The 17,302-nt window shown below is 73.3% G+C and carries 12 protein-coding genes; 3 read left to right on the top strand and 9 right to left on the bottom strand.

The features are described from left to right. Positions 1-83 precede the first annotated feature (83 nt). The 9 genes from aceE to ACU6P3_RS08495 all read right to left on the bottom strand — a co-directional run bounded on the left by aceE (position 84) and on the right by ACU6P3_RS08495 (position 14,098). Entirely contained in the window at positions 84-2,765 is a 2,682-nt protein-coding gene (gene aceE / locus ACU6P3_RS08535; protein WP_447196590.1) for a pyruvate dehydrogenase (acetyl-transferring), homodimeric type, read from the bottom strand. A 235-nt stretch (positions 2,766-3,000) separates the two neighbouring features. Continuing rightward, positions 3,001-3,624, bottom strand: a complete 624-nt coding sequence (locus ACU6P3_RS08530) for a GntR family transcriptional regulator (protein WP_030746149.1) — start codon at positions 3,622-3,624, stop codon at positions 3,001-3,003. Positions 3,625-3,795: 171 nt separating this feature from the next. Further along, complete coding sequence (sucB, locus tag ACU6P3_RS08525) at positions 3,796-5,622, bottom strand: 2-oxoglutarate dehydrogenase, E2 component, dihydrolipoamide succinyltransferase (RefSeq protein WP_447196589.1); 1,827 nt, start codon at positions 5,620-5,622, stop codon at positions 3,796-3,798. A 94-nt stretch (positions 5,623-5,716) separates the two neighbouring features. Further along, a complete protein-coding gene (gene lpdA, locus ACU6P3_RS08520; protein WP_030746143.1) occupies positions 5,717-7,105 on the bottom strand; it encodes a dihydrolipoyl dehydrogenase in 1,389 nt (462 codons plus the stop codon). Between the two features lie 492 nt (positions 7,106-7,597). Further along, complete coding sequence (locus ACU6P3_RS08515; RefSeq protein ID WP_447196588.1) at positions 7,598-9,160, bottom strand: leucyl aminopeptidase; 1,563 nt, start codon at positions 9,158-9,160, stop codon at positions 7,598-7,600. Positions 9,161-9,353: 193 nt separating this feature from the next. Beyond that, entirely contained in the window at positions 9,354-10,190 is an 837-nt protein-coding gene (locus ACU6P3_RS08510; protein WP_447197810.1) for an adenosylcobinamide-GDP ribazoletransferase, read from the bottom strand. Between the two features lie 42 nt (positions 10,191-10,232). Beyond that, complete coding sequence (locus tag ACU6P3_RS08505; protein ID WP_447196587.1) at positions 10,233-12,029, bottom strand: phosphatidylglycerol lysyltransferase domain-containing protein; 1,797 nt, start codon at positions 12,027-12,029, stop codon at positions 10,233-10,235. A gap of 154 nt (positions 12,030-12,183) precedes the next feature. After that, positions 12,184-13,296, bottom strand: coding sequence for a nicotinate-nucleotide--dimethylbenzimidazole phosphoribosyltransferase (gene cobT, locus ACU6P3_RS08500; RefSeq protein WP_447196586.1), 1,113 nt, complete (start codon positions 13,294-13,296; stop codon positions 12,184-12,186). A gap of 142 nt (positions 13,297-13,438) precedes the next feature. Continuing rightward, entirely contained in the window at positions 13,439-14,098 is a 660-nt protein-coding gene (locus ACU6P3_RS08495; protein ID WP_447196585.1) for a ScbR family autoregulator-binding transcription factor, read from the bottom strand. Between the two features lie 180 nt (positions 14,099-14,278). Here ACU6P3_RS08495 and ACU6P3_RS08490 point away from each other — a divergent pair, with 180 nt between their 5' ends. Genes ACU6P3_RS08490 through ACU6P3_RS08480 form a run of 3 tightly spaced genes read left to right on the top strand, consistent with a single transcriptional unit; the run spans position 14,279 to position 17,270 of the window. Beyond that, the gene (locus ACU6P3_RS08490) at positions 14,279-15,316 is read left to right on the top strand and encodes a ScbA/BarX family gamma-butyrolactone biosynthesis protein (protein WP_447196584.1); all 1,038 of its coding nucleotides are present in this window, start codon (positions 14,279-14,281) and stop codon (positions 15,314-15,316) included. Then, complete coding sequence (locus ACU6P3_RS08485; RefSeq protein ID WP_447196583.1) at positions 15,310-16,458, top strand: acyl-CoA dehydrogenase family protein; 1,149 nt, start codon at positions 15,310-15,312, stop codon at positions 16,456-16,458. Before ACU6P3_RS08490 ends, ACU6P3_RS08485 begins: the two co-directional genes overlap by 7 nt. Then, on the top strand, positions 16,455-17,270 hold the full coding sequence (locus tag ACU6P3_RS08480) for an HAD family hydrolase (RefSeq protein WP_447196582.1): 816 nt from the start codon (positions 16,455-16,457) through the stop codon (positions 17,268-17,270). Before ACU6P3_RS08485 ends, ACU6P3_RS08480 begins: the two co-directional genes overlap by 4 nt. The last annotated feature ends 32 nt before the right edge of the window (positions 17,271-17,302 follow it).

Below are 17,302 nucleotides of genomic sequence, written 5' to 3'. Positions count from 1 at the left end.
CTCCCGCGAACGGGGCCGGGACCGCCCGGAGCCCGGACCGTACGGCACGTACGGTCCGGGCTCCGGCCACGCGGCGCGCTCGCTCAGAGTCCGTACCGCTCCCGCGCCTCCGCGACCCGCTCCGGCTTGATGTCGCCCCGCCGGGCCAGCTGCGCCAGCGCCGCGACCGCGATCGAGCGCGCGTCCACGCCGAAGTGGCGGCGGGCCGCCTCGCGGGTGTCGGAGAGACCGAAGCCGTCCGTGCCGAGCGAGCTGTAGTCCTGCTCCACCCACTGGCTGATCTGGTCCGGCACCTGCCGCATCCAGTCGCTGACCGCCAGCACCGGGCCCGGCGCGCCGGACAGGGCGCGGGTCACGTACGGCACCCGCTCCTCGCCGCGCAGCAGCGCCTCGTCCGCCGCCAGCGCGTCCCGGCGCAGCTCGCTCCACGAGGTGGCCGACCAGACGTCGGCGGTGACGCCCCAGTCGGCGGCCAGCAGCTCCTGCGCCTCGAGCGCCCAGTGGATCGCCGTGCCCGAGGCCAGCAGCTGGAGCCGGGGCGCGTCGGCCGCGGCGGGCGCGCCCTCCTTGAAGCGGTAGAGGCCCTTGACGATGCCCTCCTCGACCCCCTCGGGCATCGCGGGCTGCGGCATCGGCTCGTTGTAGACCGTCAGGTAGTAGAAGACGTCCTCGGCATCGGGACCGTACATCCGCCGCAGACCGTCCTTGACGATCACCGCGATCTCGTACGCGAACGCCGGGTCGTAGTTCAGCGACGCCGGGTTCGTGGCCGCGATCAGGTGCGAATGGCCGTCCGCGTGCTGGAGGCCCTCGCCCGTCAGGGTCGTCCGGCCGGCCGTCGCGCCCACGATGAAGCCCTTGCCTAGCTGGTCGGCGAGCTGCCACATCTGGTCGCCGGTCCGCTGCCAGCCGAACATCGAGTAGAAGATGTAGAAGGGGATCATCGTCTCGCCGTGCGTCGCGTACGACGTGGCGGCGGCGATGAAGTCCGCCATCGAACCGGCCTCGGTGATGCCCTCGTTGAGGATCTGACCGTTCGCGGCTTCCTTGTAGTACATGATCTGGTCGCGGTCGACCGGATCGTACGTCTGGCCCAGCGGCGAGTAGATGCCGGCCGACGGGAACAGCGCCTCCATACCGAAGGTGCGGGCCTCGTCCGGGACGATCGGGACCCAGCGCTTGCCGGTCTCCTTGTCCCGCATCAGGTCCTTCATCAGCCGGACGAACGCCATCGTCGTCGCCACCGACTGCTTGCCCGAACCCTTGTAGACGGCCTGGAACGCCTTCTCGGACGGCTCCGGCAGCGGCGCGACCGGGTGCACCCGGCGGGCCGGGGCCGGACCGCCGAGCGCCGCGCGGCGCTCCTGGAGGTAGCGGACCTCGGGGGAGTCGGCGCCCGGGTGGCCGTACGGCACGAGGCTGTCGTCCAGCTTCGAGTCCGGGATCGGCAGGTCGAGCAGGTCGCGCATGGCGCGGAACTGGTCGCCCGAGAGCTTCTTCATCTGGTGGTTCGCGTTGCGCGACTCGAAGCCCGGGCCCAGCGTCCAGCCCTTCACGGTCTGCGCGAGGATCACGGTCGGCGCGCCCTTGTGCGCGAGGGCCGCGCGGTAGGCGGCGTACACCTTGCGGGGCTCGTGGCCGCCGCGCGAGGTGTGGAAACACTCGGCGATCTTCGCGTCGGACAGCAGTTTCGCCAGCTCGGCGAGGGCCGGCTCGGCGCCGAAGAAGTGCTCGCGGATGTACGCCACGTCCCGCGTCGCGTACGTCTGGAACTGCGCGTCCGGGACCGCGCGCAGCCGCCGTACCAGCGCGCCGGTGGTGTCCAGCGCGAACAGCTCGTCCCAGGCGGAGCCCCAGAGCGACTTGATCACGTTCCAGCCCGCGCCGCGGAACTGGGCCTCCAGCTCCTGCACGATCTTGAAGTTCGCGCGGACCGGGCCGTCGAGGCGCTGGAGGTTGCAGTTGATGACGAAGGTCAGGTTGTCCAGCCGCTCCCGGGAGGCGAGCGCGAGGGCCGCCGTCGACTCCGGCTCGTCCATCTCGCCGTCGCCGAGGAACGCCCAGACGTGCGAGCCCGAGGTGTCCTTGATGCCGCGGTTGGTCAGGTAGCGGTTGAAGCGCGCCTGGTAGATCGCGGAGAGCGGGCCGAGGCCCATGGAGACCGTCGGGAATTCCCAGAGCCAGGGCAGCCGCCGGGGGTGCGGGTACGAGGGCAGGCCGCCGCCCCCCGCCTCCTGCCGGAAGTTGTCCAGGTTCTGCTCGCTCAGCCGGCCGTCGAGGAAGGCGCGGGCGTAGATGCCGGGGGAGGCGTGGCCCTGGATGTAGAGCTGGTCCCCGGAGCCGGGGGAGTCCTGGGACTCCTTGCCGCGGAAGAAGTGGTTGAAGCCCGTCTCGTACAGCCAGGCCGCCGAGGCGAAGGTGGCGATGTGGCCGCCGACGCCGAAGCGGGCGCCGCGGGTGACCATCGCCGCCGCGTTCCAGCGGTTCCAGGCGGTGATCCGGGATTCCATCTCCAGGTCGCCGTCGAACTCGGGCTCCGCGGCCGTCGGGATGGAGTTGACGTAATCGGTCTCCAACAGCGCGGGCACCGGCACCCCGGCCGCTTCCGCGTGCTGGAGGGTGCGCCGCATCAGGTAAGCGGCGCGGTGGGAGCCCGCGTGCTCGGTGACGGCGTCGAGGGAGGCCGCCCATTCGGCGGTCTCCTCGGTGTCACGGTCCGGGAGCTGGTCGAGCTCGCTCGGGAGTTTGGCTACGGGGTCGGTCATGGACGCCGCCTTCCGGACAGGAGGGGGGTGGAGAAGGTGCCTTGTCTGGCAGGACAGGGCGACGGGCTGGGTGCAGCCCACCGATGACTGTAAATCGCTGATCGATGATCGATCAAAGGGTTGAGAGGTAAAACTTCCCGGAAGCGAAGAAGTTGGCATTCCGTGCCGTCCGGCAGGGCACCGAGTGACGGTCCCATCCCCTGCCGTACGGGGCGAATCGGGCACCTCGTGTGCGTCATGCGCGCGGCGCGCATCCGAGCACATGGTCCTTCACCAGTGCACCGATGCGCGGATCCCGCCGCCGGAACGCCTCGACCAGCTCTTCGTGCTCCTCGGCGTACGACTTCTGCACCGTGCCCAGCCACCGGATCGACAGCGCGGTGAACACCTCGATGCCCAGCCCTTCCCAGGTGTGCAGCAGCACCCCGTTGCGGGCCGCCCGCACCAGCTCCCGGTGGAAGCCCACGGTATGTCTGACCTGCGCCGTACCGTCCGCCCTGCGGTCCGCCCCGTACAGCGCCGCGACGTGCGGCTCCAGCGCCGAGCAGTCCTCGGCCAGCCGCTCGGCGGCCAGCTCCGCCGCGATCTGTTCCAGCCCGGCCCGGACCGGATAGCTCTCCTCCAGGTCGGCGGCGGTCAGGTTCCGTACCCGCACGCCCTTGTTGGGGGCCGATTCGATCAACCGCAGGCTCTCCAGCTCACGCAGCGCCTCCCGTACGGGTGTCTGGCTGACCTGGAGTTCGGTCGCGATCCGCCGCTCGACGATGCGCTCACCCGGCTTCCAGCGGCCGCTGACGATCCCCTCCACGATGTGCTCGCGGATCTGTTCGCGCAGCGAGTGGATGACGGGCGGGGTCATGAAGCGCTCCTCGGGGGCAGCGGTGGATGAATAAGACGATACGGCGGCGGCGCACGCACGACGGCGCCCCTGCCCGGAGGAGATCCGGACAGGGGCGCCGTTGCCGTACGGGGTGGGCCTGCCGTTCGGGAGCCTGGCGCACAGGATGCCGCCGCACCGACAGGAAACGATCTACAGGCCGAGCTCGACCTCGAACTCGCCGGCCTCCAGGATCGCCTTGACCGCCGTCAGGTAGCGGGCGGCGTCGGCGCCGTCCACCAGCCGGTGGTCGTAGGAGAGCGCGACGTACGTCATGTCGCGCACCGCGATCGTCTCGCCGAGGTCCGGGTGGTTGACGACCACCGGACGCCTGACGGTGGCGCCGATGCCCAGGATGGCGACCTGGTTCGGCGGCACGATGATCGTGTCGAACAGGGCCCCGCGCGAACCGGTGTTGCTGATCGTGAAGGTCGCGCCCGCCAGGTCGTCCGGGGTGATCCTGCTCGCCCGGACGGCCCCCGCCAGCTCCGCGGTCTTCTTGGCGATACCGGCGATGTTCAGATCGCCCGCGCCCTTGATGACCGGGGTCATCAGACCCTTCTCGGAGTCCACGGCGATGCCGATGTTCTCGGTGTCGAAGTACGAGATCGTGCCCTCGTCCTCGTTGATCCGGGCGTTGATGACCGGGTGGGCCTTCAGCGCCTGGGCCGCCGCCTTGACGAAGAACGGCATCGGGGACAGCTTGACGCCCTCGCGGGCGGCGAAGGAGTCCTTCGCCTGCGCCCGCAGCCGCATCAGCTTGGTGATGTCCACCTCGACCACGGAGGTCAGCTGCGCCTGCGTGTGCAGCGCCTTCATCATGTTGTCGCCGATGACCTTGCGCATGCGGGTCATCTTGACGGTCTGGCCGCGCAGCGGGGACGCCTCCAGCTTCGGCGCCTTCGAAGCGGCGGCGGGAGCGGCGGCCGGGGCCGGGGCCGGGGTCGCGGCGGCGGCGGCCTTGGCGGCGGCCTCGGCCGCGGCGATCACGTCCTGCTTGCGGATCCGGCCGCCGACGCCGGTGCCCTTGACGGCGGTCAGGTCCACACCGTTCTCGGCGGCCAGCTTGCGCACCAGCGGGGTGACGTACGCGCCGTCGTCACTCGCGGTCGCCGCCGGCGCCGGAGCGGCCGGCTGGGCCGGTACGGGCGCGGGGGCCGGTGCCGGGGCGGGCGCGGAGGGGACCGGCTCGGGAGCCGGGGTCTCGCGCGTCTGCGGGGCCGGGGTGGTGGGGGCCTGCGGAGCCGGGGCCTGCTGCGGCGCGGGGGCCGGCGCGGGCGCCGGGGCCTCGGCCTTCGGGGCCTCCTGCGCCGGGGCGGGCGCGGGTGCGGGCGCGGCGGCCGGGGCGGCACCCGCGGCGCCGATGACGCCGAGCTTGGCGCCGACCTCGGCGGTCTCGTCCTCGCCGACCACGATCTGCAGCAGCACACCGGCGGCGGGGGCCGGGATCTCGGTGTCGACCTTGTCGGTGGAGACCTCGAGCAGCGGCTCGTCGGCCTCGACCGAGTCGCCGACCTCCTTCAGCCAGCGGGTGACGGTGCCCTCGGTGACGCTCTCGCCGAGCGCCGGCAGGACCACGTCGGTGCCCTCGGCGTCGCCGCCGCCGGCGGCCGCCTCGGCGGTGGGGGCCGGGGCCGGGGCCGCGGCCTCGGCGGACGGGGTGGCCTCGGGCGCGGGGGCCGGGGCCTCCTGCGCCGGGGCGGGCTCGGCGGCCGGGGCCGGGGCGGCCGCCGGGGCGCCCGTACCGTCGTCGATGACGGCCAGCTCGGCGCCGACCTCCACCGTCTCGTCCTCGGCGACCTTGATGGACGCGAGGACACCGGCGGCGGGGGCCGGGATCTCGGTGTCGACCTTGTCGGTGGAGACCTCGAGCAGCGGCTCGTCGGCCTCGACGCGCTCACCCTCGGCCTTCAGCCAGCGGGTGACAGTGCCCTCGGTGACGCTCTCGCCGAGCGCCGGCAGGGTTACGGAAACCGCCATGGTTCCAGTTGCTCCTAACGGTGGGATCTCCCCAGCTTGCGCGGAGCGCCGAGCGAGGGGAAGTGCGGTGGTGGTCGTCGCGCCCGGGAACGGGTCAGTCGTGGGAGTGGAGGGGCTTGCCGGCCAGGGCCAGGTGGGCCTCGCCGAGCGCCTCGTTCTGGGTCGGGTGCGCGTGGATGAGCTGCGCGACCTCGGCCGGCAGTGCCTCCCAGTTGTAGACCAGCTGGGCCTCGCCGACCTGCTCGCCCATACGGTCACCGACCATGTGGACACCGACGACGGCACCGTCCTTGACCTGGACGAGCTTGATCTCACCGGCGGTCTTGAGGATCTTGCTCTTCCCGTTGCCCGCGAGGTTGTACTTGAGGGCGACGACCTTGTCCGCGCCGTAGACCTCCTTGGCCTTGGCCTCGGTGATCCCCACGGAGGCGACCTCGGGGTGGCAGTACGTGACGCGCGGCACACCGTCGTAGTCGATCGGCACGGTCTTCAGACCGGCCAGCCGCTCGGCGACCAGGATGCCCTCGGCGAAACCGACGTGCGCGAGCTGGAGGGTCGGGACGAGGTCGCCGACCGCGGAGATCGTCTCCACGTTCGTGCGCATGTACTCGTCGACGAGGACGTAGCCGCGGTCCATCGCGACGCCCTGCTCCTCGTAACCGAGTCCCTGCGAGACCGGGCCGCGGCCGATCGCGACCAGCAGCACCTCCGCCTCGAAGGTCTTGCCGTCGGCCAGGGTGACGCGGACGCCGTCCTGCGTGTACTCGGCCTTCTCGAAGAACGTACCGAGGTTGAACTTGATGCCGCGCTTGCGGAACGCGCGCTCGAGGAGCTTGGAGCTGTTCTCGTCCTCGACCGGGACGAGGTGCTTGAGGCCCTCGACGACTGTGACGTCGGTGCCGAAGGACTTCCACGCCGAGGCGAACTCGACGCCGATCACACCGCCGCCGAGGATGATCGCGGACTGCGGGACGCGGTCCAGCTTCAGGGCGTGGTCCGAGGAGATGACGCGGTCGCCGTCGATCTCCAGGCCCGGCAGCGACTTCGGCACGGAGCCGGTCGCGAGGAGGACGTGGCGGCCCTGGACGCGCTGGCCGTTCACATCGACGGACGTGGGGGAGGACAGCCGGCCCTCACCCTCGATGTACGTCACCTTGCGGGAGGCGACGAGCCCCTGGAGGCCCTTGTACAGGCCCGAGACGACCTCGTCCTTGTACTTGTGCACACCGGCGATGTCGATGCCCTCGTAGGTGGCCTTGACACCGAACTGAGCGGCCTCGCGTGCCTGGTCGGCGATCTCGCCGGCGTGCAGCAGGGCCTTCGTGGGGATGCAGCCGTTGTGCAGGCAGGTGCCGCCGAGCTTGTTCTTCTCGATCAGGGCGACGTCCAGGCCCAGCTGCGCTCCGCGCAGCGCCGCGGCGTAACCGCCGCTACCGCCGCCGAGGATCACTAGGTCGAAAACGGTGCTGGCGTCGTTCGCCACGTCACGTCCTCCATGCATGTGCGCCGAGCGCGGTCTCCAGTGACCGGGCGGCGGCTGGTCTTCGGCCGCTTCATCTTCGGCCCTGTGGTGGGGGCCCTGTCCTGCCGGTAACCCATCTTTGCACGTTGCGCCATCCGGCGGGGGTGCGGGTCGCCTGCGGCGGGCTGCTCCCCTCCCCGCCCCTTCCCACAACCGGGGCGGTGCCCCGGACCCCACCCCGGGGGCTGACGGCCCCGGCCCCTCGGTCCGCCGGCAGCGCGGCGGGGGGCCTCCGGCCCGGTGCGGGGATGTGTGGCGCGGGTCAGCACCCGTCACCGAATGGTTCGGGGCGACCCGGGCCCCGCAGCCGACCACCTGTGTCACACCGCACCACCGGCACCACGCACCCGTCACCAACCGGGCCGGGACGACCCGGGCCCCGGCACCCACCACCGGCCGCACCGAACCCCCCGCCGGAGGCGACACCGCGGGCGGACCCACGGAAGGGACGACTCAGGCCAGGTCGCCCGACGCCGCCCTCTCCGCCAGCCGCACCAGCGTCCGCACCGACGACCCCGTCCCGCCCTTCGGCGTGTACCCGTACGGCGCGCCCTCGTGGTACGCCGGGCCCGCGATGTCCAGGTGGGCCCACGTGATGCCCTCGCCGACGAACTCCTTCAGGAAGAGTCCGGCGACCAGCCCGCCGCCCATGCGCTCGCCCATGTTCGCGATGTCCGCGGTCGGGGAGTCCATGCCCTTGCGCAGGTCCGCCGGGAGCGGCATCGGCCAGGACGCCTCGCCGACCTCCTCCGCGATCTCGTGCACCGTCGTGCGGAACGCGTCGTCGTTCGCCATGATCCCGAACGTACGGTTCCCCAGCGCCAGCATCATCGCCCCGGTCAGCGTCGCCACGTCCACGATCGCGTCCGGCGCCTCCTCCGACGCGCGGGTCAGCGCGTCGGCCAGGACCAGGCGGCCCTCGGCGTCGGTGTTGAGGACCTCGACCGTCTTGCCGCTGTACATGCGCAGCACGTCACCGGGGCGCGTGGCGGAGCCGGACGGCATGTTCTCGGCCAGCGCCAGCCAGCCGGTGACATTGACGCGCAGGCCCAGCCGCGCGGCCGTCACGACCGCGGCGAAGACCGCCGCCGCGCCGCTCATGTCGCACTTCATGGTCTCGTTGTGGCCGGCCGGCTTCAGCGAGATGCCGCCCGAGTCGTACGTGATGCCCTTGCCGACGTAGGCGAGCGACTTCTCGGCCTTCGGATGGGTGTAGGCGAGCTTCACCAGGCGCGGCGGGTTCTCCGAGCCCCGGCCGACGCCGAGGATGCCGCCGTAACCGCCCTTGGCCAGCGCCTTCTCGTCGAGGACCTCGACCTTGATGCCGTTCTCCCCGGCCGCGGCCGAGGCCAGGGTCGCGAAGGCCGCGGGGGTGAGGTCGTTCGGCGGGGTGTTGATCAGGTCGCGCGCCCGGTTGACCTCCTCCGCCAGTGCGGTCGCCCGCTCCGCCGCGGCCTTGTGCGCCTTGTCCCGCGGCTTGGCGCCGAGCAGCACGACCTCGGCGAGCGGCTGCTTGGGGCCGTTGTCGTTGCGGCCGTTCCGGCCCTTCTTCTCGTGCCCGCCGCCCTGGTAGGCGGTGAAGGCGTACGCCCCGAGCAGCGCCCCCTCGGCGACGGCCGCGAGGGCGTCACCGGCGGCACCGTTGTCGGACGCCGCGACCGGCAGCGCGAACGCGCCCTTCTTCGCCCCGGCCAGGGTCCGGGCCGCGACGCCCGCGGCCCGCCGCAGCGCCTCGGTCCCGAACGTCTCGTCCTTGGCGGGGGACGGGCCCAGCCCGACCGCGATCACGACCGGGGCCTTCAGACCGGCCGGCGCGGGCAGCTTGGTCACCTCGCCCTCGCCGCCGACGGCACCGAGGGTTTCCAGGACGGCGCCGAGCTTTCCGTCGAACGCCTTGTCCACGTCTTCGGCACCCGGTGCCACGACCGGCCCCTTGGGACCCTTCGCGACACCGACGACGATCGCGTCGGCGCGCAGCGTCGCCGCGCCGGCAGACTTGAGAGTGAGAGCAGTCACGGTGGTGAAATCTCGCTTCCGTTGAGTTTCCTGGGAATCGTCCGGCACGAGGCGCGGCGAGAACGAGCCTACGCTCAGTGATGTACGTCGCCCACGGGGGCGGCGCTTCACGCACCGATGGGGGGCTTCTCCCCTTTGCGCGGCGGTCCTTGGGCACGCTCGGGCTCGGCCGCGGTGACCGCCACGGGCTGCCTCAGCCCAGCGCCAGGACCACCAGCGCCGCCGTCGCCGCCGTTTCGGCGAGGGCGCCGAAGACGTCGCCCGTCACCCCGCCCAGCCGCCGTGCGCAGTGGCGCAGCAGCAGCTCGGCCGCCACCGGCGCGGCCACCGCGGCCAGCGCGTGGTGGGCGGCGCCCAGGATCCCGAATGCGCCGCCCGCCGCCGCGCAGCCCGCCGTGGTGAGCAGCGCCGCGCCCGCCGCGTACCGTACGGGCACGGTGCCCGCGACGGCGGCTCCCAGCCCGTCGGGCCGGGCCGGGGGTATGCCCGTGCGGCACGCCAGGGTGAGCGCCAGCCGTGCCGTGACCCCCGACAGCACGACGGCGAGCGCGCCCCGCGCCCAGCCCGTCGCGTACAGCTCCGCCACCGCCGCGACCTGCGCGCCCAGTACCAGCAGCAGCGTGATCACGCCGAACGGGCCGATGTCCGACCGTTTCATGATCCGCAGGGCGTCCTCGGCCGGCCGGCCGCTGCCGAGGCCGTCCGCGGTGTCCGCGAGCCCGTCCAGGTGCAGGCCGCGGGTGAGTACGGCGGGCACGGCGACCGAGGCGACCGCGGCCAGCGGCGCCGCCGCGCCGGCGAGGAGGAGCAGCCCGCCGAGCCCCGCCGCGGCCAGGCCCACGACGAGCCCGGCGAGCGGTGCGCACAGCATCCCGGTGCGGGCGGCCGGCCGGTCCCAGCGCGCGACGCGCACCGGGAGCGCGGTGAGCGTGCCGAAGGCGAAGCGCAGCCCGGCACCGAGGGAGGCACGGTCCGCGCTCCCCCCGCCGACGGGTGCGTCGGCGGATCCGTCGTCCGGTGCGCCGTCCATGGAAGTCATCGCGCGAAGCGTAGCCGTACGGCGTGGTCGGACTCATCCGCGCGCGGGGATCCCCGGTAGCGTCAGGAAGCCCTCGGCGCGGGCGGCCGCGACGCCGATCCTCAGCAGGTCGGCGCTCTTCTCGAACAGCAGGAAGCGCGGCTCCCAGACCGGCCGGTACTTCGCGTTGGCGCGGTACAGCGACTCGATCTGCCACCAGCGCGAGCAGAAGCTCAACAGGGAACGCGTCAGCCGCAGCACGGGCCCGGCGCCGAGCCGCCCGCCGCGCTCGAAGACCGAGCGGAACATCGCGAAATTGAGTGAGACCCGTGCGACGCCGATCTCGTCGGCGCGCCGGAGGAGTTCGATGACCATGAACTCCACCAGGCCGTTCTCACTGTCCCGGTCACGGCGCATCAGGTCCAGGGACAGACCCTTGGGGCCCCACGGCACGAAGCTCAGGACGGCCCGGAGCGGGCCCGTGGAGCCGTCGTCCCGGGTGTCGTTCGTACGGGTGCCGCACGCCGGACCGGCCGCGCCGGCCAGTCGGCATTCGAGCATCACGCACCGGCCGTCCCCGGGGTCGCCGAGTCGGCCGAGCGCCATGGAGAAGCCGCGTTCGGTGGCTCCGTCGCGCCACTGGTCGGCGTGGCGCAGCAGCGCGGCCATCTCCTCCTCGGGGATGTCCTCGTGGCGTCGGATCCGTACCTGGTAACCGGCCCGCGCGACCCGGTGGTACGCCTGCCGCACGGTCCGCATCGCCCGGCCGTCCAGGCGGAATCCGGCGGTCTCCACCACGGCTTCGCCGCCGAGCTCCAGCGCGTCCAGGCCGTGCCGGGCGTAGACGGTGCCGGCCTCCTCGCTCGCGCCCATCACGGCCGGGATCCAGCCGTGCGCGCGGGCCTCGGCCAGCCAGGGCGTGATGGCGCCCGGCCAGGCCTCCGGATCGCCGATCGGGTCGCCGGAGGCGAGCGAGACCCCGCCCACGACCCGGTACACGACAGCCGCCTTGCCCGTCGGGGACCACATGACGCTCTTCTCCCGGCGCAGGGCGAAGTAGCCGAGGGAGTCGCGCTCGCCGTGCCGCTCCAGGAGGTCGCGCAGTCTCGACTCGTCGTCCTCGGTGAGCGGGTCGACGGACCGCGCGCAGCGGAAGGCCGCGTACGCCACCGCGAGCAGCAGCAGGGTGGACAGCACGTTGACGGTGACGTCGACCCAGGCGGGGGTGGCGATACCGGGGTACCGGGCCGGGTCCGCCGTCAGGGAGACCAGCCGCATCACTCCGTACCGCCACCGTTCGGCGAAGGACGAGCCGCCGGGTGGCGCGGTGTTGGTGACGGTCACGAGCAGCGCGGCCGGCAACGAGGCGACGAGCAGCCCGCCCGCGGCCACGGCCGCGGCCAGCCGCGGGTTCGACCGGTCCCCGCGCGCGTAGAACTCGCGCCGCCCCAGCAGCAGAGCGGCCACGAAAGCGGCGGTCAGGACCAGTGAGACCCAGTTCTGCGGATGGCGCCCGATCTCCGGGAACACCGGCATCGCGAAGGCCAGGAGCAGCAGGAACGGCCCGGCGAGCGCGAGGTTGAGGATCCACGCGGCCCGCTTGCGGCGCCGCGTGGTGATGGCGAGGAAGAGCGTGAACGCGCCGGAGGCGAAGCCCGCGGTGAGCAGGTACGGGGTGAAGTGGTCGTCGGTGTTGTGCCGGCGCAGATCCTGGCCGAGGGAGACCCAGACCGCGCTCAGGAAGTTGATGAACGTGACGGCGCGCAGGTATCCGACGGCGAGGGCGGCGGCGCGGCGTGAACGGTCGGTGCCGTGGCCGGGACCGGCGGCAGCCAAGCGGACTTCTCCCATGAAACCGGATCATATGGGGCGTCGGCCGGTGGTGGCCGCCCTCCCGCCGGTCGTGCCGGTCGGCAGTCCGGCGCCGGTCGGCGGGGTCGTGCGCCGGTCGACCGCCGCGCGGACCGGTGGCGCGGGTCGGCGGCGCGCGTCGGGGGTGTTGCCGTCACGCCGGCGTGTGCGCGTCCGCCGTCTCCTCGGCCTCCGGGCGCGTGTCGGCCCCGGCCTCCGGCGCCGGGCGTTCCGGCAGTTCGGCGGCCAGGGCGGCGGCCGCCTGGACGAGCGGCAGCGCGAGCAGCGCGCCGGCGCCCTCGCCGACGGTGACGCCCTGGCCCAGCAGAGGTTCCAGCGCCATCCGGTCGAACGCCTTCGCCTGGGCGGGCTCCCCGCTCAGCTGGCCCGCCAGCCACCAGTCGGGCGCCCGGAACGCCGCGCGTTGTCCGACCAGCGCGCAGGCCGCCGAGACGACGCCGTCCAGGATCACCGGCATCCGGCGCACCGCGCACTGGAGCAGGAAGCCGGTGGTCGCGGCCAGGTCGGCGCCGCCGACGGTCGCGAGCAGTTCGAGCTGGTCCCCGAGGACGGGCCGGGCCCGGCGCAGCGCGTCGCGGACGGCGGCGCACTTGCGCATCCAGGCCAGGTCGTCGATGCCGGCGCCGCCGCGGCCGGTGACCACGGACGCGTCCGTGCCGCACAGCGCGGCGATCAGCGTGGCGGCGGCGGTGGTGCCGCCGACGCTCAGATCGCCGAGCACGACGAGGTCCGTCCCGGAGTCCGCCTCCTCGTCGGCGATCGCCATCCCGAGCCGTACGGCCCGCTCCGCCTCCTCGGCGGTCAGCGCGTCCTCGATGTCGATGCGCCCGCTGCCCCGGCGGATCCGGTGGCGTACGACCTCGGCGGGCAGCAGCTCCGGGTCGCAGTCGAGTCCCGCGTCCACGATCCGTACGGGGACGTCGGCGCGGCGGGCCAGCACGGCGACGGGGCTGGCACCCTCCAGTACGTCCCGCACCAGCCGGTGGGTGCTGCCCGCCAAGCGCCCCGAGACGTCGAGGGAGGCCACGCCGTGGTCCCCGGCGAACAGCACGACGCGTGGCCGCCGGACGGGCGAGACGGGTACCGACCCCTGCGCGGCGGAGAGCCACTCGCCCAGCTCGTCGAGCCGCCCGAGCGCCCCGGGTGCCACGGTGAGCCGCTCCCGGCGTTCCTCGGCGTCGCGCCGGACGCCGCTGTCGGGGCGCTCGATCAGGTCGGAGAAGTCATCGAGATTCAGCGAGCTCATTCGGCGAGATTACCGTTCCGCGGGAGGCGCGGGCGCGGCCGAGGGGCAGGGTGCGACCGCGCACGGCGCGCCGTGCGTCGTCGGCCGGGCGGGGCTTTCGCACCAGGCCCGGGGGCCGCCGGTCGGCGGTGTGCTCGGTCTGTCAGGCGCGCAGTGCGAGGGCCAGCAGGTCGCGCGCCTCCGACCAGCGTTTCGTCGTCTCGGCGCGGTGGTCGAGGCGGGCCGCGATGTGCTGGGTGCCGAAGAAGGTCGCCACCAGGACCCGGGCCGCCGCCGCGGGGGAGACGCCGGCGCGCAGTTCTCCCGCCTCCTCGGCCTCCGCCAGCAGTTGTTCGAGAAGGTCGATCCACCCCACGTACGGCTCGGGCATCGTGTCGAGGGGCAGGGGCTGTTCCATCTGCAGCCGGGCGCCCGCCTGTACCACCGGGTCGTCCTGGAACGCGGCCGCGGTGCGGTCGAGCAGTTCCAGCAGGGTGTCCATGGGGCCGAGCCCCTTGGCCTGGACCGCCTCCAGGAGCCCGGGCCAGCGCGCGTAGTGGGCCTCCACCACGGCGACGGTCAGCGCTTCCTTGGTCGGGTAGTGGAAATACACCGCGCCCTTGGTCATGCCCACCCGGTCGGCCACGTCCTTGACGGACGTCGAGGGGAAGCCCTGCGCCGCGAAGAGTTCGGCGGCGGCGTCGAGGATCTGCATACGGGTCCGGACGGCCCGTTCCTGCTGCAGCTCAGGGCCCCTCCCCTGGCGGTGGGCCGTTGTCGTCCGAGATGCCGGGAATGCGACCCGGCCGTTGGTGCCGTTCATCTCGCCCCTTGCTTCCGAGTATTCCGATCCTGCCATCCGCGCGTCGTTTCGTCCCATTGCAATATACCTTCCCGTAGGTATATTTCTTCACACCGGCAGCGGGACGGCCCTGGGGGAGGGCGGATGTCCCGTGCTGTTCTGAAGCTGCTGTTCTCAAGCTTCCCTGGGGAGGGGATTTTCATGAGGAACGCTGTCGTAGAACCCGGTTTACTCGTGGGGCGCGCGGCTGGTGACACCCGTGTACCACGTGCCCTGGTCCACAAGGCGGCCGACGCGGAAGTGCTGCTGGCGGACATCCACCCGCGAGGTGAGGGCCGGTTCGCCGTCACGGCCCACTGGCCGCACGACCACCCGCTGCACCACCGCGAGGCGGACGGATCCCGGGACGCCCTGGTCGTGGTCGAGACGCTCCGGCAGGCCGGGATATGCCTCTCGCACCGCTTCTTCGACGTACCGGTGGACCACCCGTTCATCCTGTGCGGTTTCGAGTTCGACCTGGACGCGCCGTTGTGCGACCGCAGGCCCGGGGGCGAGGACGCCAAGGTGGTGTTCGACATCACCGTCCGCTGCGACAGGCCCCGTCCCGGCCGCGTGAACATGTCGGCCGAGGCGACCATCCTCGTCGACGGCCGACCGGTGGGGCGGGCGGGCATGGACTGGATCCCGCTGACGCCCGAGCGGTACGAAGCCGTGCGGCACCGTGGCGCCACCACCGTGCCGCCCGGCGACGCGGCCCGCGGCGACGCGACGGGAACGGACGGCCGGCAGGGCGCGGACGAGGGCGTCGTCCTGCCCGCGCCCGCCGTCGGGCGGGACCGGGCAGACGCCGTGCTGCTCGCCGCGATCCCCGACGACCCGGGCGGTTGGCGGTTGCGGATGGACACGGGCCACCCCGCGCTGTTCGACCACGCCTCGGACCACGTGCCCGGCATGGTCCTGGTGGAAGCCTTCCGCCAGGCCGCGCTCCTGAGCGTCAACGGCTCGGCCGAGCCGGACGCGGCCCCGCGCGGGTGGTTCCTCGGCTCCATGCGGACCACCTTCGACGCGTTCGGTGAACTCGGCCTCCCGGTCACCGTCACCGCCACCGCCGACCCGGAGAGCGGCGGCTTCCTCACCACCGCCACGCAGGCCGGGCGCGTGCTCGCCACGGCGCGGCTGACCGGTGCCTCCCTGCCGCTGCTGGACCCGATGCCCCGGAAGGCGGACACCGCATGCTGAGCGACCTGGGGGAGACGCCGCGCATCGCCCGCGACGACGGGCCCCTCCTCGACGAGACGTGCCGGCTCACCGACCGGCTCGCGGACGCCGTGGTCACGGCGGGTTTCGCCCGCCACTTCGTCCCGACGCGATGGGGCGGCGCCGCGGGCGGGTTCACCGCACTGCTCGACGCGGTGTCCGCGCTGGCCGAGACCTGCGCCTCCACCGCGTGGGTGGCCGCCCTGTACGCGGCGCACGGACGCCTCGCCTCCTATCTCCCGGAGGAGGGCCGGCGGGAGCTGTGGGGCGGCTCGCCCGACGTCCGCGTCGCCGCCTCGGTCGTGCCGCCCCAGGGGAGCGCGGTACGGGAAGGCGGCGGCTGGCGGCTCGGCGGCCGCTGGACCATGGCCAGCGGCGTGGACCACGCGGACTGGGTGCTGCTCGCCTCCTGGGCGTCCGACGCGGACGACCCCTCCGGCGAGACCCGCGAGCACCGGGTGTTCGCGGTCCGCCGGAGCGATGTGAAGGTCTTCGACACCTGGCGCCCGGTGGGGATGCGGGGCACCGGCAGCAACAGCGTGGAAACCGACGTCCTCGTCCCGGACCACCTCACCTTCACGCTGCGCGACCTGGGCCGCGTACAGCCGCACGCGGCCCGCTGCCACACCGTGCCGTACGCCCTGGTGGCCGCGCTGATCTTCGCGGCCCCGGTCCTGGGCGCGGCCGAGGGGGCGCTGCGCACCTGGTGGGAGCGGACGGCCGGGAGCGTGCGTCCCGACGGCGGCCCCGTGGCCGGACAGCCGGGCCCGCAACAGGTCCTGGCCCGGTCGTCGGTGGAACTCCAGTCGGCCAGGCTCCTCCTGGAGCGGGCCGCGCACACCGCCGACCACGCCCCCATCACCCCCGTCCTGGTCGCGGAGAACCAGCGGAACGCCTGCGCGGCGGTCGAACTCTGCGTCAGCACCGCCGACCGGCTCTTCCGCGCCGGGGGATCGCGCGCCCTCGGCGAGGACGACGCGCTGCAGCGCGCCTGGCGGGACATCACGGCGGCGCGGGCACACGGCACCCTGAACTTCGAGGCGGCGGCCGCCGGTTACACGAACGCGCTGCTCGCCGCGCGCGCGGACGCCGCGCACCGTACCGGACCGGGAGCCGTCCGATGACCAGGGTGATCGCCTTCTTCGACGTGGACGAGACGCTGCTCGCCGCCAAGAGCATGGTGAGCTTCTGGCACTTCTGGTCGGCCGGGCGGACGGGCGGGCCCCGGGCGACCCTCCGTACGACCGGCGCGGACCGGGCCACTCTCAACCGCGCGTACTTCGAACACTTCGCCGGAGTGCCCGCGGCCCGTCTGGAGGAGGAGGTCCGTCACTGGTACGCGGTGTACCGGCGCGGGCCGGAAGCCTTCCTGTCCCAGGTGCTCGGCGCGCTGATCGCGCACCACGGCGCGGGCCACGACATCGCGCTGGTGTCCGGCTCCTCCACGGCGCTCCTCGCGCCGGTCGCCGAGGAGGTGGGCGCGCACCACGTACTGGCCACCGAGCAGCTCACCGACGCGGCCGGCGTTCTCACCGGCGCCGTGCGCAGGTCCGTGATCGGGCCGGTCAAGGAGGAGCTCATGGCGGACCTCCTCGACCGTACGGGCGTGCGCGCCCGGGACTGTTACGCGTACGCGGACCACGCCGGCGACCTGCCGATGCTGGCCATGGTGGGCCACCCCGCGGTCGTCGGTGACGATCCGGTGCTCACCCGGCACGGCAAGGCCGCGGGCTGGCGGTTCCTGACCACCCGTCGGGGCCCGGCGCCGACGGCCCGTGGAGAACTCGTTCCGACGGGCCGTGGAGAGCCCGCGCCGGCGAGTGGATGTTCCGTTGCGACGGGCGGTCGTGCCCTCTTGACGGCCCGTCGAAAACCCGCCTCCCGGACCGCCGCCGGGCCGTGGGAAGGGATGGCTGCCGCCGCTCGGTACATCTGACACGTCCCGTGCCGGCCCCTGTCCGGCACGGC

Source organism: Streptomyces hebeiensis, from assembly GCF_052983195.1.
Note: the sequence above shows the minus strand (reverse complement) of the source record. Positions and strands in the feature narration are given on the sequence as shown.

Bases quoted from the DNA above. Each gene is read 5' to 3' on its own strand.
- ACU6P3_RS08490 (WP_447196584.1), top strand. From the start codon at position 14,279: ATGAGGAACGCTGTCGTAGAACCCGGTTTACTCGTGGGGCGCGCGGCT.
- ACU6P3_RS08505 (WP_447196587.1), bottom strand. From the start codon at position 12,029: ATGGGAGAAGTCCGCTTGGCTGCCGCCGGTCCCGGCCACGGCACCGAC.
- ACU6P3_RS08485 (WP_447196583.1), top strand. From the start codon at position 15,310: ATGCTGAGCGACCTGGGGGAGACGCCGCGCATCGCCCGCGACGACGGG.
- aceE (WP_447196590.1), bottom strand. From the start codon at position 2,765: ATGACCGACCCCGTAGCCAAACTCCCGAGCGAGCTCGACCAGCTCCCG.
- ACU6P3_RS08495 (WP_447196585.1), bottom strand. From the start codon at position 14,098: ATGAACGGCACCAACGGCCGGGTCGCATTCCCGGCATCTCGGACGACA.
- sucB (WP_447196589.1), bottom strand. From the start codon at position 5,622: ATGGCGGTTTCCGTAACCCTGCCGGCGCTCGGCGAGAGCGTCACCGAG.
- ACU6P3_RS08530 (WP_030746149.1), bottom strand. From the start codon at position 3,624: ATGACCCCGCCCGTCATCCACTCGCTGCGCGAACAGATCCGCGAGCAC.
- ACU6P3_RS08480 (WP_447196582.1), top strand. From the start codon at position 16,455: ATGACCAGGGTGATCGCCTTCTTCGACGTGGACGAGACGCTGCTCGCC.
- ACU6P3_RS08510 (WP_447197810.1), bottom strand. From the start codon at position 10,190: ATGGACGGCGCACCGGACGACGGATCCGCCGACGCACCCGTCGGCGGG.
- cobT (WP_447196586.1), bottom strand. From the start codon at position 13,296: ATGAGCTCGCTGAATCTCGATGACTTCTCCGACCTGATCGAGCGCCCC.